This window comes from Staphylococcus chromogenes, assembly GCF_029024625.1.
GTDB classification, from domain to species: Bacteria; Bacillota; Bacilli; order Staphylococcales; family Staphylococcaceae; genus Staphylococcus; species Staphylococcus chromogenes.
Map to the genome: position 1 here is coordinate 1,705,341 of NZ_CP118953.1, position 13,128 is coordinate 1,718,468.

At 36.7% G+C, this 13,128-nt stretch carries 15 protein-coding genes and 2 tRNA genes; 4 read left to right on the plus strand and 13 right to left on the minus strand.

The features are described from left to right. Positions 1-42 precede the first annotated feature (42 nt). The 4 genes from menB to PYW36_RS08320 are packed head-to-tail and all read right to left on the minus strand — an operon-like array spanning position 43 to position 4,683. Complete coding sequence (gene menB, locus PYW36_RS08305) at positions 43-861, minus strand: 1,4-dihydroxy-2-naphthoyl-CoA synthase (protein WP_037571924.1); 819 nt, start codon at positions 859-861, stop codon at positions 43-45. Then, positions 854-1,669: a 2-succinyl-6-hydroxy-2,4-cyclohexadiene-1-carboxylate synthase gene (menH, locus tag PYW36_RS08310; RefSeq protein ID WP_037571929.1), complete on the minus strand. Its 816-nt coding sequence runs from the start codon at positions 1,667-1,669 to the stop codon at positions 854-856. The genes menB and menH overlap by 8 nt, the downstream gene beginning before the upstream one ends. Then, positions 1,656-3,329: a 2-succinyl-5-enolpyruvyl-6-hydroxy-3-cyclohexene-1-carboxylic-acid synthase gene (gene menD / locus PYW36_RS08315; protein ID WP_103159404.1), complete on the minus strand. Its 1,674-nt coding sequence runs from the start codon at positions 3,327-3,329 to the stop codon at positions 1,656-1,658. The genes menH and menD overlap by 14 nt, the downstream gene beginning before the upstream one ends. A gap of 1 nt (position 3,330) precedes the next feature. Continuing rightward, a complete protein-coding gene (locus PYW36_RS08320; protein ID WP_103159403.1) occupies positions 3,331-4,683 on the minus strand; it encodes an isochorismate synthase in 1,353 nt (450 codons plus the stop codon). Positions 4,684-4,857: 174 nt separating this feature from the next. Between PYW36_RS08320 and PYW36_RS08325 the strand changes: the two genes are divergently transcribed. Next, the gene (locus PYW36_RS08325; RefSeq protein ID WP_037571937.1) at positions 4,858-5,796 is read left to right on the plus strand and encodes a 1,4-dihydroxy-2-naphthoate polyprenyltransferase; all 939 of its coding nucleotides are present in this window, start codon (positions 4,858-4,860) and stop codon (positions 5,794-5,796) included. A 22-nt stretch (positions 5,797-5,818) separates the two neighbouring features. Here PYW36_RS08325 and PYW36_RS08330 read toward each other — a convergent pair whose 3' ends face one another. The 8 genes from PYW36_RS08330 to PYW36_RS08365 all read right to left on the minus strand — a co-directional run bounded on the left by PYW36_RS08330 (position 5,819) and on the right by PYW36_RS08365 (position 10,619). After that, entirely contained in the window at positions 5,819-6,595 is a 777-nt protein-coding gene (locus PYW36_RS08330; RefSeq protein ID WP_103159402.1) for an ABC transporter permease, read from the minus strand. Then, on the minus strand, positions 6,592-7,239 hold the full coding sequence (locus PYW36_RS08335; protein WP_103159401.1) for an ABC transporter ATP-binding protein: 648 nt from the start codon (positions 7,237-7,239) through the stop codon (positions 6,592-6,594). Before PYW36_RS08335 ends, PYW36_RS08330 begins: the two co-directional genes overlap by 4 nt. 11 nt (positions 7,240-7,250) lie before the next feature. After that, entirely contained in the window at positions 7,251-7,808 is a 558-nt protein-coding gene (locus PYW36_RS08340) for a GNAT family N-acetyltransferase (protein ID WP_037571946.1), read from the minus strand. Positions 7,809-8,248: 440 nt separating this feature from the next. Continuing rightward, positions 8,249-8,337 (minus strand) — tRNA-Ser (locus PYW36_RS08345). A 3-nt stretch (positions 8,338-8,340) separates the two neighbouring features. Continuing rightward, a tRNA-Asn gene (locus tag PYW36_RS08350) sits at positions 8,341-8,415 on the minus strand. 152 nt (positions 8,416-8,567) lie between these two features. Next, a complete protein-coding gene (locus PYW36_RS08355; protein ID WP_037572095.1) occupies positions 8,568-8,978 on the minus strand; it encodes a YolD-like family protein in 411 nt (136 codons plus the stop codon). A 158-nt stretch (positions 8,979-9,136) separates the two neighbouring features. Next, on the minus strand, positions 9,137-9,586 hold the full coding sequence (locus tag PYW36_RS08360; RefSeq protein WP_103159400.1) for a GNAT family N-acetyltransferase: 450 nt from the start codon (positions 9,584-9,586) through the stop codon (positions 9,137-9,139). 394 nt (positions 9,587-9,980) lie between these two features. Next, positions 9,981-10,619, minus strand: coding sequence for a competence protein ComK (locus PYW36_RS08365; RefSeq protein ID WP_051604934.1), 639 nt, complete (start codon positions 10,617-10,619; stop codon positions 9,981-9,983). A gap of 226 nt (positions 10,620-10,845) precedes the next feature. On the opposite strand from PYW36_RS08365, the gene PYW36_RS08370 reads away from it, so the two are divergent. After that, positions 10,846-11,073, plus strand: a complete 228-nt coding sequence (locus tag PYW36_RS08370) for an IDEAL domain-containing protein (protein WP_103159399.1) — start codon at positions 10,846-10,848, stop codon at positions 11,071-11,073. 67 nt (positions 11,074-11,140) lie between these two features. Here PYW36_RS08370 and lplA read toward each other — a convergent pair whose 3' ends face one another. After that, positions 11,141-12,133, minus strand: coding sequence for a lipoate--protein ligase (lplA, locus tag PYW36_RS08375; protein ID WP_103159398.1), 993 nt, complete (start codon positions 12,131-12,133; stop codon positions 11,141-11,143). 174 nt (positions 12,134-12,307) lie between these two features. Between lplA and PYW36_RS08380 the strand changes: the two genes are divergently transcribed. Beyond that, positions 12,308-12,493, plus strand: coding sequence for a YkvS family protein (locus tag PYW36_RS08380; RefSeq protein ID WP_037572105.1), 186 nt, complete (start codon positions 12,308-12,310; stop codon positions 12,491-12,493). Positions 12,494-12,499: 6 nt separating this feature from the next. Beyond that, complete coding sequence (locus tag PYW36_RS08385) at positions 12,500-13,102, plus strand: CPBP family glutamic-type intramembrane protease (RefSeq protein WP_103159397.1); 603 nt, start codon at positions 12,500-12,502, stop codon at positions 13,100-13,102. The last annotated feature ends 26 nt before the right edge of the window (positions 13,103-13,128 follow it).

A 13,128-nucleotide genomic window follows, 5' to 3' on the forward strand; every position in this document is an offset into this window, starting at 1 on the left:
TTGAAAGGCGTTTGTTTAATATATCATATCTTAATTAAAAGTTTATGGGAATTTAGGGAATTGGTCGAAATCTGGTGAACGTTTTTCTTTAAACGCATCTCGACCTTCTTTTGCTTCATCAGTTGTATAGTATAATAACGTTGCGTCACCCGCAAATTGTTGTAAGCCTGCTAATCCGTCTGTATCTGCATTCATCGCTGCTTTTAAGAAACGTAAAGCTGTTGGTGAATGTTGTAAAATTTCTTTACACCATTGAACAGTCTCATCTTCAATTTTATCTAAAGGAACAACAGTATTTGCCATTCCCATATCTAACGCTTGTTGTGCATCATATTGACGGCATAAGTACCAAATTTCACGTGCCTTTTTATGACCAACAATACGTGCTAAATAACCAGAACCATAACCCGCATCGAAAGAACCGACTTTTGGTCCTGTTTGACCGAATTTAGCATTATCTGCCGCAATCGTTAAATCACAAACCACTTGAAGTACGTTACCGCCACCAATAGCGTAACCTTTAACCATTGCAATGACAGGTTTAGGAATGACACGAATCAAACGTTGTAAATCTAATACGTTTAAACGTGGAATTTGGTCGTCACCGACGTATCCGCCGTGGCCTCGCACTTTTTGGTCTCCGCCAGAACAAAATGCTTTGTCCCCTTCACCTGTTAAGATGATCACACCGATACGTTCGTCATCTCGTGCACGTGTGAATGCGTCAATCATTTCTTGAACCGTATTGGGTGTGAAAGCATTATGTACTTCTGGACGGTTAATCGTTACTTTAGCGATACCTTCAAAATATTCATATTTAATTTCTTTATATTCTTTTAATGTTTCCCATTGTCTAGCCATGGTTGCCCTCCTTATTTAAACCATTAATAAACGCTAATGTTATTGTATCAAATTTTGTCGCATCTTCCACATGAACCGTATGTCCAACACTTGGGACAATTTCTAATTGAGCGTCAAAGAGTTGTTCTTGCATACGTTGTGCAATTTCTATAAACTTCTCATCCCATTCTCCAACTATTAGTAACACAGGCAATTGGAGAACCTCTAATTCATTCCAAAGTGGAGGCATTGCGCCTGTCCCGTAATCACGCAAAGCTTTCGCCAATCCTTTTGGAGATTGACGTAAGCGCATCTCACGAATACGATGACGTTCTACGTCAGATAAAAAGCGCTGTGACTGGAAAAGTGGCAACTGTTCCCAGTCGTTCACAAAAGTTTCTAAGGGAGCTATATCAAGCACTCTCGCTCTAGCCTCATCAACTTGTTGTCGCTCAATACGTTGGGCCTCTGTTTGAATTCCTGGAGAACCGCTCTCTAAAATCAAGCCGTCAAGGGTTTCTGGGTACCGACATGCATAATAAAGTGCAACTCTTGCCCCCATGGAATACCCATGTAAAACCGTTTTACGCTTTTGAACTTTCATTACAATTTCATGCAATGCACGGCTAATCCATTGAAAATCCCATAATTGATGGTCATCTGAGATATCTTCTCCATGCCCAGGTAAATCTATCGTAACAACATGGGTCTTTTGAGTTAACGTTGCAATATGCTGGTCAAACGTTGAACTGTCGCTTATAAACCCATGCAACATAATGAGCACGGTTTCCGATGTCTGTTTTGCCTCATAAATTTTATAGTGTAACATTGACAACCTCGCTTAATTTTTCATAGAGTTCTTGATGCGCCTCATAGTTAGATGCACGTTCTGTCATAATTTCATAGAGTGTCGCTGACATCGCATTTAACTCAGCGTATTCAAATGATTGGATATCTGTAAAACGTTTATATCCCAATTGATACAAATGCGCTGTATTTTCAAAATCGAGTCCCGTCGGTGTTCCAAACAAGCGTTCAAAATGTGGACCCGCTGCTTTTTTCTGAGGTAAATATGAAAAAATTCCGCCACCATCGTTATTGACTAAAATAATATTCATATGAATGTCATTTAATTTTGACATGAGCAGTCCATTCATATCATGATAAAATGCGATATCACCAATCAATAAAGTCACTTTTTTATGTACCGCCATCCCGAGTGCTGTAGAAACAACACCATCAATTCCATTAGCCCCTCGATTCGCATAAACACTGAACTTACGATTAAAATACAAATTATCGATATCTCGAATAGGCATGCTGTTACTTACAAAAAGATGATCCGTCTCATCCAGTTTATCTAACAAGCGAGAAATGTAGCCGGCTTCATCTGAGGCTTGTTTTTGATGCGTTGAAATAATGTCGCGCGCTTGAATTTCTAATTTTTGCCAATGCTTCAACCACACTTTACGATAAGTACTTTCTAATGTGTTGAGAGATCTAAAGAAATCATTCGCTGACATTTCATAAAAGTAATCAGGCATTTTAGGAAAAGCATCGATGTCTTTACTATTTTGAATAAGAATTTGCGATGCATTAGTTTGTTTTAACCATTGATTCAACTTTTTAGAGACCACCGGTTTTCCTACACGAAGAACAAAATCTGCTTCTAAGGCTAAACCAGATCGTAATAATAAATCATAAGTCGCCACCACGTTAGGATGTTCTGTACGTCGAATTGGATTTAAAGGATCCGCTAGTATAGGTAAATCATATTCAGTCGCAAAAGTTAACAGTTGAGACACATCTTGATGTTGCATGTCCCCCACAATAATGAGTCCTTTGACTTGTTTTAATATGGATTGGATGGGTGTTGGATCAATCGCTTTTTGGTATTTTGGTAACGTGTACTTATGCGTTGTTAACAAATCTGTCCGTGACCAGTCTGGTGTAAGTGGTTCTCTAAAAGGCAAGTTAAAGTGAACGGGTCCTTGATGCGGGCCGACAAAATATTGGCTTGCTTTTTGCAGTTGATAGCGATTAGCTTCCAGAGTGTACGCTGTGCCATCTGCTATAGGCATATCAAATTGAAAACGCACATAATTTTCGAACATATTGACTTGATTGATGGCTTGTGGTGCCCCTACTTCACGCAGTTCGTGTGGTCGATCACTCGTTAAAACGACTAGTGGCAAACGGCTAATATGACTTTCCGCTACTGCAGGAACATAATTCGCTGCTGCCGTGCCAGACGTACAAACGAGCGCTACAGGCTTTTGACTCCCTTTGATTAAACCGAGCGCAAAGAAAGCAGCACTGCGTTCATCTGGATGTATCCAAGTTTTTAGTTCAGGATGACATTCGCAAGCAATCGCTATCGGCGTCGAGCGTGATCCTGGACTAATGACCACTTCCCTCACTCCATATGCGTAAAGTTCAGAGACAAAATGAAATACTTGTTCAGTTAATTGTTGTTGTGCGTGCGTCAATTTAGTTCACCCCTAATGCGTCCATCATCGGACTAAATTTCAAAGCCGTTTCAGCAACCTCTGCCTTGGCATCAGAATCTTTCACAATGCCTGCCCCCGCAAATAATAACGCTTGGTTACCTTGAATCAACATGGAACGAATCGCAACGATAAATTCACTGTCATCATACATGTCTATCATGCCAACAGGAGCACCGTAAAGTCCACGCGCATTAAATTCATGTGCATCTATGTAAGTCATCGCTTGTGCTTTTGGATAACCCCCTAAAGCCGGCGTTGGATGCATCACATCAATGAGTTCAATATAGTTGGACGTTGCGAGTGTCCCTGAAATTTCTGTATATAGATGATACAAATGATCATTTTTTAAAATACTTGGTGTTTTGTTGTAGTTCACATTTTTAACAAATGGCTTGATATCTTCTAAAATACTCTCCACAACAATGTGATGCTCCCCTAGATTTTTATCATCTTGCAAAAAGGCGTGAACGCGCGTTTTATCTTGTTGTGGATTTGGTGTTCGTTTGATGGTACCTGCCACAGCTTTAGTAGAGAGCATCCCCTCTTGCACTTTAAAGAGTTGTTCTGGCGTTTGTGATATAAAACAATCCTCCCCAGACTCTAAAACAAACAAATAGCTGTTTTTTTCATTTTTAAGTGCTTTTTCTAACACCAAAGCAATATCAATTGATGTATTAAACTCTATTGCGCGTCGACGAGACAGAACGACTTTTTCATCTGTATCAAGCTGACGAATTGTGTTAGCAACTAACTGTTCCCACTCTTCGACGTCTAAATCCATTTGACGACAGACCTGTTGTTCTTCAGGTGTGACAGAGGCGTTGTCGTCATTTAATGTATTAAAAAAAGTTTCCCATTCTTTAAACGTTTCATAATGAAATTGCTCAACTGGGACAGTATAAGTTAAATACGTTTCTCCTTTTACATGAGAAACTAAAATTTCAGGTAAAATAAAATGGTTCATCCCAAATTGATGCCATTCCGAACTTGTTCGTTTCGTTGAAAATTGAAACCCTCCACAGATTCTTAAATGATGTCTTTCAGACTGTGGATGTATGAGTGCGATATCATTTTTAAACTGATTCCATTCCTCAAAAATAGAACGCTTATTCTGTTTATTATTTTTAAACTCCTTGGCAACGCGACACCCAAAATAAGCTGTTTCATTATCATTCAGCCGAAAATAAAAGCGGTTACCCGCTTCTTGATTGGTCTTTTTAAATAATGTAACTGGATCCAATGTACGTGATAAACGCACCTCTATGGATACCCAGGTTTTCGATGTGTGCGCTATTGCGTCAATGATTTCCTGCTCACCAACGTCAACAGTCATCTTTCTCTCACTTCTTTCTCATAATCATAATCCCATTAACAATCATTTTAACATTTTTTAATGTTAAATGTGTGGAACATTGCTTAATTCATAGAGTTTGTTATTGATTTCATACATAAACTTTTCTATACTGTTTTTGTATTAACAATATAATTAATCGAGGTTTTGATCTATATGGTGAATCAATTTAAGCAACATTCAGCCTTTCATAAGTACTGGTTGTTAATGCGTCCGCACACGCTAACTGCTGCTATTATTCCAGTGTTGGTCGGTACTGCACTCGCAAAAATCTTTCAACTTGGGAGTGAAGATCGCATTAATATTGGATTATTTCTAGCAATGTTGCTCGCTTGTCTTCTTATTCAAGCAGCAACAAATATGTTTAACGAATATTACGACTTTAAAAAAGGCCTCGATGACCACGAATCAGTAGGTATCGGTGGCGCAATCGTCCGACATGGAATGACTCCTAAATCTATCTTCAACTTAGCGATTGCCTTTTACGTCATCGCAGCGATTTTAGGTCTCTTTATAGCAGCTCAAACGTCATTTTGGCTTATCCCTGTAGGACTCATTTGTATGGCTATTGGGTATTTGTACACAGGTGGCCCTTTTCCGATTTCATGGACACCCTTTGGTGAAATTTTCTCAGGGTTATTCATGGGCATGATTATCATTTTAATTGCCTTCTTTATTCAAATCGGCCATGTCGAAGGGTTTGCGGTTTGGATGAGTATTCCAATAGTGATTACAATCGGTCTTATCAATATGGCGAACAACATACGAGATCGTGTCAAGGACCGACAAAGCGGCCGACGTACATTGCCTATTTTGTTAGGTAAGCGTCTTTCTTTAATTGTTCTTGCAGTAATGTATGTAATCGCATATGTATGGGTGATTTATACCGTGTTTTTTGTCGCAGGAGGCTCTATTTTCTATTTACTCGTTTTACTGAGCTTTCCTTGGCCAATTAAAGTGTACCGTCGCTTTAAAAAGCACGATACACCTGCTTCAATGATGCCTGCCATGGCAGCAGCTGGAAAAACAAACACATTTTTCGGACTCTTATATGCACTTGGCATATATATTAGCGCGTTACTTGGTAATATTTAAACATTATCCCACTTAACAACGGTTAAGTGGGATTTGTTTCGTCTTTTTTAATTTGTATCAATTGATGGCGATAATTAAAAAACTGACGATAACTTAAATATGTCGCCACTAATGCCGAAATGATCGTCGCCGTCGTATGAATAAATACAACCATTAATTGAAATTTAATTGCTTGTAATGGTGGTACTCCCGCAATAATCAAACCTGTCATCATCCCCGGAATGGAAACAAGCCCATAAGTCTTCACAGAATCGATGGTTGGGACAATAGCCACTTTAATACTTTCACGAATCGCATCTTTAGCCGCTAGTGATGGTGCAGCACCTAGCGAAAGCTTCGCCTCAATGGATTCCGTTTCCTTTGTAAAAATGCGGTCTAAATTTTGATAGCTTAAATTAATCGCAATCATACCGTTACTACCTACCATTCCAGCAACAGGAATGATTTCATTAGGTGTAAAATTAATCGCTCCCGTGAGTAAAACACCACCGAGTGATAACACCGCCCCTGTCATAATGGCGATAAACGAAACCCAAAAAACATGCCGTTGAATAGAAGAAGCTCGTTTACGCGTATTGGCTGCAGCATTAATCATAATCACTAACATTAAAGCAAGGACAATCCATGCCTCTTGTACTTTAAATACAAATTCCAATAAAAAGCCAATTAAAACCAACTGTATGACTGCACGTATCGCCGCAATGATTAAATCTTTGGCAATATGTAATTTTTCTTTATAAGAAATAAAAATAGGAACGAGCAATAAAAGAGAAGTCAATAAGAGCGACGTTGTTGTCATGCGTGCGCCCCCTTCTCTATTTCACCATTGCGAACCGTGATAACACGATGAAAATGACGTTCACTTTGCGCTTTGTTATGCGTAATCCATAACACAGAAGTTCCGTTTTTTACCATGTCAAAAATCAATTGTTCAACTTGCGCACTATTTTTATCATCAAGCGCACTTGTCGCTTCATCTAACAGTAACAACTCAGGTTGATACATGAGTTGACGTGCAATGGTAATCCGTTGTTGTTCGCCTCCCGACATACGATGGACAGAAGCGTTCAATTTATATTTTTTCAATCCTACTACTTCTAGCAAATGCTTTGCACGTGCTTTGTCAAAAGACTGGTCACGTGCAATAGAAGGAAACGCTAAATTATCTTGAACTGTCTCTCCAAATAATTCGACTCTTTGGGGTAAATAACTCACACGTTGTCTTAGTTCTTCAGGCGAATAATCTTGATAAGCATGCCCCTTAAAATAAATATTTCCTTCAGTCGGTGAGATTAAATCACCAATAACCCGAAGCAAGGTACTCTTTCCACTGCCAGAGGGTCCTACAACAGCAATCGCTTCCCCTGGTTTTACCTTCAAATCAATTTGATTTAAAATGCGTTGATCATCGACATGATAACTCACATTTTTTAAATCAAGCATCCTATCCCTCCTTAGCTTTGATAGGTCATATAATGATAGGTGTGACCATACAACGTCTTTTTATTTGTCGGTTGAAATCCCATTTGTTCATAAATTTTTCTCGCGACCGTGTTCGTTTGATCACAATTTAAACTTAACTTTTGCTCTTTATAATGGGACATCACATGTTGCATTAAAGCTTTAGCTATCCCACGCCCTCTAAACGCTGGAAAAGTTGCAATTGATTCTATGTAAATGTCCCCATCATCGGCTTCTTTGACGGGTAATGGGGTTTCTGTAGATAAAGGGAACGCTTTAGCACAAGTGAGCGTCCTCCAAGACTGTTCGTACTGTAGTTCTTTATTCCCCTCATAAGTGACAATCATCCCCGCCACTTGACTGTCCACCTCGTAGACATGAACATGTCGATAATGATTGCGATAAGGGATGTCCGTCACACTGTGTTGTATTGCTTGAATGACTTCTTCCTTTGGATATTTCCTTACAATTTCTAATTCCATATCTTTCCAAATTATGTAGGACAATTCGGCAATCGATTGCGCATCTGCTTCTTTCGCTTCACGTATCATAAGCGCGCCTCCTTTATTTATTATTCTAGAGGATTCTTCAAATTTATGAAATGCGAAAGCTTTATTTTCATGTAAATAACAAAAAAGAACACCGCAATTGCAGTGTTCTTTTACAAATAAAATATAATATATATAAGTAACCCTATACCTACCACTATTGATATCATCAGTGTTCAATCCACGCACTTTCACCTATTATTATACCGCAAACAACTGGCGTTTTTTACAATAAATTAGTGCCATTATCTAAATTTTGTTCTTAAAAGTGAGTAGTCGTCCCTTATTTATGAAGATATTTGTGTTATTTTTGTATTTAAAACAAAAATAACGGCTAGTGAACAACTCACCAACCGTTAAAAGTATAGAACCACAAAATACCGTCATATCAACGTATATAGATACGTGATACAACGGTAAATTTAAGAAATATAAACAAATAACGGAAACGGAGGGATTCGAACCCTCGCGCCGCTCTCGCGACCTACACCCTTAGCAGGGGCGCCTCTTCAGCCAACTTGAGTACGTTTCCTTATGGCTCCACAGGTAGGACTCGAACCTACGACCGATCGGTTAACAGCCGATAGCTCTACCACTGAGCTACTGTGGATAAATAATATTTTTTGTAAGCACAGATACTATTATATCAATTCACTTGAAGAAATCAAGCCTTAAAATTAAAAAAGTTAACGGAATATTTACACTATCCCTTTCAGAATTCCGCCAACTTTACATTTTACGCAATAAAATGATTATTCGCACCTACTCTATCGCATAAAGTTCGTTCAAAGCAATAGTGAGATAATCCTTTTGACGTTCATTGGTAATGACGAGCTCATTGTTTAACGTGTTGATGGATGCAATATACCCTTCTATCGTGTGAATATGACCTGAGCGCCAATAGCTTATTTTCGCAACTTCATTTTTAGATATTTTAAAGTGTAACATATGATTGATTTCAATCATTTGATCTTCACTTAAATCTGGACGATCAATTTTCAGTTGATTCGCCTCAAATTGTTGAATTCTTTCAAATTGTTCAGGTAGCGTCGCAAATGGTGCCCATTTCACAATTCCGCGTCCCATTGGAATGCGCGTATTCAAATATTGTCTTGGTATTTTACGATAATCCGTTTCTGCTTGATATTCTGGAGGAAGTGTACGATCCATCATTTTTATCACCTCAAACATATTATAGAACATATGTTCGGTTTTGTGAAGTGCCAAATTAAATTGTCTGTCCTTGTCAAAAATTCATTAAAGGAACTGCTGACGTTTAGCCACACCACTCTTATCTATTTATCCGCATTCTAAAAAGCATGAAATCCCATCTATAATTTTTTTACAAAGCGCAACATGTCTCGACACCAAATGCCATTTTCATAAATTAAAGGCTCATTATCTTGAACGAAAAAATCAAATGTAATGTCAACTAACCTAAAACCTGCTTTTTGATAAAATGCGATTTGATTAAGACTTGAATTTCCAGTGCCTACAATAATATCTTGATACTGGTGTTGTGATGCATAATTGATGGCATGATTTAATAAGCATTTTCCGATCCCTTTGCCTTGGTGTTGCTCACACACAGCAATATTCATCAATTCAATGCGAGCATTATCCCGCTTCATCAATACATAACACCCGATAACCTCACCTTTTTCTTTGTATAACATACACACGCCCTCTTCCAAATATCGATACACGCGTTTAACAGAAGGGTCTGCGAGCAATAAAAGATTCATGGGGGCTTCCATCATAGATTTTAATCGTTCAAACATGCTTCAATGAACTCCTCAAAAAGAACACTTATACTTCTAGCGTATCATACAGTCTAGAAGCATAAGTGTATAACAAGTAAAAATTCCAATATTGATACAAATAGCTTTCAAGTCATTTTCAAGCTGATATGTTTTTAAATCTACCGTAATTAATGTTTTCTAGACGACTGACACGTGAAGTTTCTCAAATACATAAAAACATTTCATACAAGTTCTTATAACAAAGTCTTTTACTTTGAGATATTGATAACTACTCTAGAAAGTAATATGACGAAAAATAAAAGTTATTCTTGCAACTGAGTTTCTAAACTTAAATCAATGTATTAACTGAACATGAGTATCACTTTAAATGGTTTAAATCGTAGAAATTAAACGAAGCAATTAAAAGGAACTTCTATAATTCTGGAAGATTTGGAAATGGTTTTGAAGCATCCGGAGCTGGTTCAAATTTAGCTCGCTTTTTCTCTAAAACAGCATATCTTGAGAGCGTCTCAAAAATATTAAAATTGTCATGATTATAGTCTATAGGTTTTTCAGGGTTCATCGTAAGCACTTTCGCTCTACGATCAAGCAAATAAGAAAAAGTAATACAATTTCGAAACTGTGTTCTGATTGTATGTTCTGACGCATTAATAATAACAGACTGACGGTTCGCAAAAATGACTTTTGTACGTGCACCTTTTAATTTTATTATTTGCTCAACAAAATGCATATTAATCCATGAATTGTCGGAAGTTCTATCAGAATGTGATGGAAAATAAAATGACGGGAATAACGGAGTAATATTAATTGGAAGTTTACTTTTGAGATCTGAAATACGTTGCGTTTGATCCTTTCTTAAGCGGTAGGGTTCACCATAGCATTTACAACTGTTCTCAATGATCTCAATCGGAGGTTCGTGAACGATAATAGGTGGTGCATCATAGCGGAAAATTTCTGTGCTCTCATTGAAGCCATTTGGACCATCTATTGGGCGAAGAAGCATGTCTCCTTTCATAAGGATATATTTTTTTGCATTAGGGTATTCTGTCATAGAATCCCTCCTTTTCTTATTATTTTTTATATCTCTTTATACCTTTATTATATTCATAATTTCAAGAGTGTCAACCTATATTTGATATTTTTTTAAATTTAATTTTACAACTCGTAGGAGCGACGTAATCCATTTTAAAAAAATTCTGAATATTCATTGCATTTATCTCCTTCTTTCGATATACTTTTATTTAACTATTCTAACAACATATAAGGAGTGATTTATCATGAAACACAAAATAGAAATACAAACACACGATACTACTGATGCCATGCGTATGATTCATCAACTCGCTGTTGAAATGGTCATTGAAGATGCTCTGAAAATTCAGCGTAAACAGAAGTTAAAACAATTAATTGATGAAGCTTTATGTAATAAGAATGAAGCCCAATTCAAAGCCTATACAGAAGAATTTTTACAATTGGAGGAACATGAAATTGAAACACTCGGATAGTTCCAGTCATTCCCATTAAAACAGGTCGAAACATTGAACATTACCAATGCATCGACCTGTTATTTTTTTATACCATTAAATTAATAATGTCTTCTTTTGCAATATCTCCAAAATAATAATAGAAATCATATGATTCTAATGCTTCTTGAATTGCTTGCTTTTGATGTAATACACCTTCAAGTGCATATTCAAGTTCTGTTACATCGCCTTCACCAAAAAAGTCGCCAAATATTTTAGCATGTGCAATACGTCCTTTTTTAACATCTAACTTAATTTGAACAAACCCTTTTTCAAATTTGTGTTCTCTTTCAAAGTTATATTTTGGATTCTTTCCATAGTTCCAATCCCACGTACGATATTTTTCATTACTCAATTTTTCAATGTTGGCCCAATCTTCGTCGGTTAACACATATTCTTCTACCTCTTGATCACCAAATAATTGTTTTAAAATGATATTTTTAAATGTCTCAATATCTATAGGTTCTTCAAGAAACTCTTGAATGTTTGCCACACGTTTTCGTACAGATTTCACCCCTTTAGATTGAATTTTAGCAGGGTTCACACGTAACGCATTTTGAACTTCATCTAACTCGCTATTTAACATTAATGTTCCATGACTAAACATACGATCTTTTACTTTAACCATCGCATTCCCTGATATTTTAGCTTCACCGACTTGAATATCATTACGCCCCGTTAACGCAGCGTCCACGCCTATTTTATTTAAAGCGTCGACAATAGGTTGTGTAAATTTTTTGAAGTTATGAAAACTCTGGCCATCATCTTTTGAAATAAAACTAAAATTTAAATTACCAAAATCGTGATATACCGCGCCTCCACCAGAAATACGGCGGACCACATCTATATTATTTGCTTCAATGTACGGTTGATGAACTTCTTCAATCGTGTTTTGGTTTTTCCCAACGATAATCGAAGGACGATTGATATAAAATAAAAAATAGCTGTCATCTTTATCCATAGGAACAGTATTCAATACATACTCTTCCATCGCTAAATTCAAAGTGGGATCAGTCACATTATTATTACTAATAAATTTCATATTGCTTCTCTCCTTTTAATAAGGTTGATTCAATTAAATATTGCCCCATATAAAGAGAAATTGCCACTGTTTACACTTAATGATGACAAAAAGATTAAAATTAATGCAAATAGTTTATTTAAATTGTAAATTTTAGTACAATATATGCTAGTTAAATTTTAAGGGGGCGTAAGTATGACGATAGCTGAAGTTGGAGATATTGTAGAATTTTACGATGGTATTAGAGGTAAAGTTGAAAAAATTAATGATAATTCTGTGATTGTAGATCTCACAATCATGGACAATTTTGCTTCACTTGATTTACCAGAAAAAACAGTCATTAATCATAAACGATATAAGATTGTTGAACAAGAAGGTTAATATACTATGAAGAAATTAAACAAACCGCTACTATGGTTTATTTTAAGTTTTATTGTCTTTCACATTATTTTACTCATCATGTGGGGTGAATATAATGTGTATTGGCAACTTTATACTGGTATTATGCTCATTGCGGGTATTAGTTACGTATTTTATCAACGCGATATTGCATCCAAACGCTTACTCACATCTATTGCAATCGGTCTAGGTACTGGTATTGTGTTGGTACTCGTTCAAGTTATTTTTGCTTTTATCACCTCAGACTTAACTTATACTTCACTTATTAAGCAACTATCTCGAACAGGCGTCTATTTTAAATGGCAAATGTTGATTACTTTACTCTGTGTGATGCCTTGTCATGAGTTGTATATGCGCACAATCTTACAAAAAGAGCTCACTCAGATTACACACCAACCTTGGGTAGGAATTGTTGTTAGTGCCCTTTTATCTAGCTCTTTCTTTATTTACCTTGATCGTTGGTGGATTGTATTTTTCATTTTTATATGCCAACTGATTTTAGGATTCAGTTATGCCTATACACGCCGAATCGTAACAACAACAGTGGCACAGATTGTAGCGGTCGTCGTTTTACTTATTTTTCATGGGTAAAGGCGTAACAAATATTAAATTTGAAT

Bases quoted from the DNA above. Each gene is read 5' to 3' on its own strand.
- menB (WP_037571924.1), bottom strand. From the start codon at position 861: ATGGCTAGACAATGGGAAACATTAAAAGAATATAAAGAAATTAAATAT.
- menH (WP_037571929.1), bottom strand. From the start codon at position 1,669: ATGTTACACTATAAAATTTATGAGGCAAAACAGACATCGGAAACCGTG.
- PYW36_RS08320 (WP_103159403.1), bottom strand. From the start codon at position 4,683: ATGACTGTTGACGTTGGTGAGCAGGAAATCATTGACGCAATAGCGCAC.
- PYW36_RS08325 (WP_037571937.1), top strand. From the start codon at position 4,858: ATGGTGAATCAATTTAAGCAACATTCAGCCTTTCATAAGTACTGGTTG.
- PYW36_RS08330 (WP_103159402.1), bottom strand. From the start codon at position 6,595: ATGACAACAACGTCGCTCTTATTGACTTCTCTTTTATTGCTCGTTCCT.
- PYW36_RS08335 (WP_103159401.1), bottom strand. From the start codon at position 7,239: ATGCTTGATTTAAAAAATGTGAGTTATCATGTCGATGATCAACGCATT.
- PYW36_RS08340 (WP_037571946.1), bottom strand. From the start codon at position 7,808: ATGATACGTGAAGCGAAAGAAGCAGATGCGCAATCGATTGCCGAATTG.
- PYW36_RS08355 (WP_037572095.1), bottom strand. From the start codon at position 8,978: ATGATGGATCGTACACTTCCTCCAGAATATCAAGCAGAAACGGATTAT.
- PYW36_RS08360 (WP_103159400.1), bottom strand. From the start codon at position 9,586: ATGTTTGAACGATTAAAATCTATGATGGAAGCCCCCATGAATCTTTTA.
- PYW36_RS08365 (WP_051604934.1), bottom strand. From the start codon at position 10,619: ATGACAGAATACCCTAATGCAAAAAAATATATCCTTATGAAAGGAGAC.
- PYW36_RS08370 (WP_103159399.1), top strand. From the start codon at position 10,846: ATGAAACACAAAATAGAAATACAAACACACGATACTACTGATGCCATG.
- lplA (WP_103159398.1), bottom strand. From the start codon at position 12,133: ATGAAATTTATTAGTAATAATAATGTGACTGATCCCACTTTGAATTTA.
- PYW36_RS08380 (WP_037572105.1), top strand. From the start codon at position 12,308: ATGACGATAGCTGAAGTTGGAGATATTGTAGAATTTTACGATGGTATT.
- PYW36_RS08385 (WP_103159397.1), top strand. From the start codon at position 12,500: ATGAAGAAATTAAACAAACCGCTACTATGGTTTATTTTAAGTTTTATT.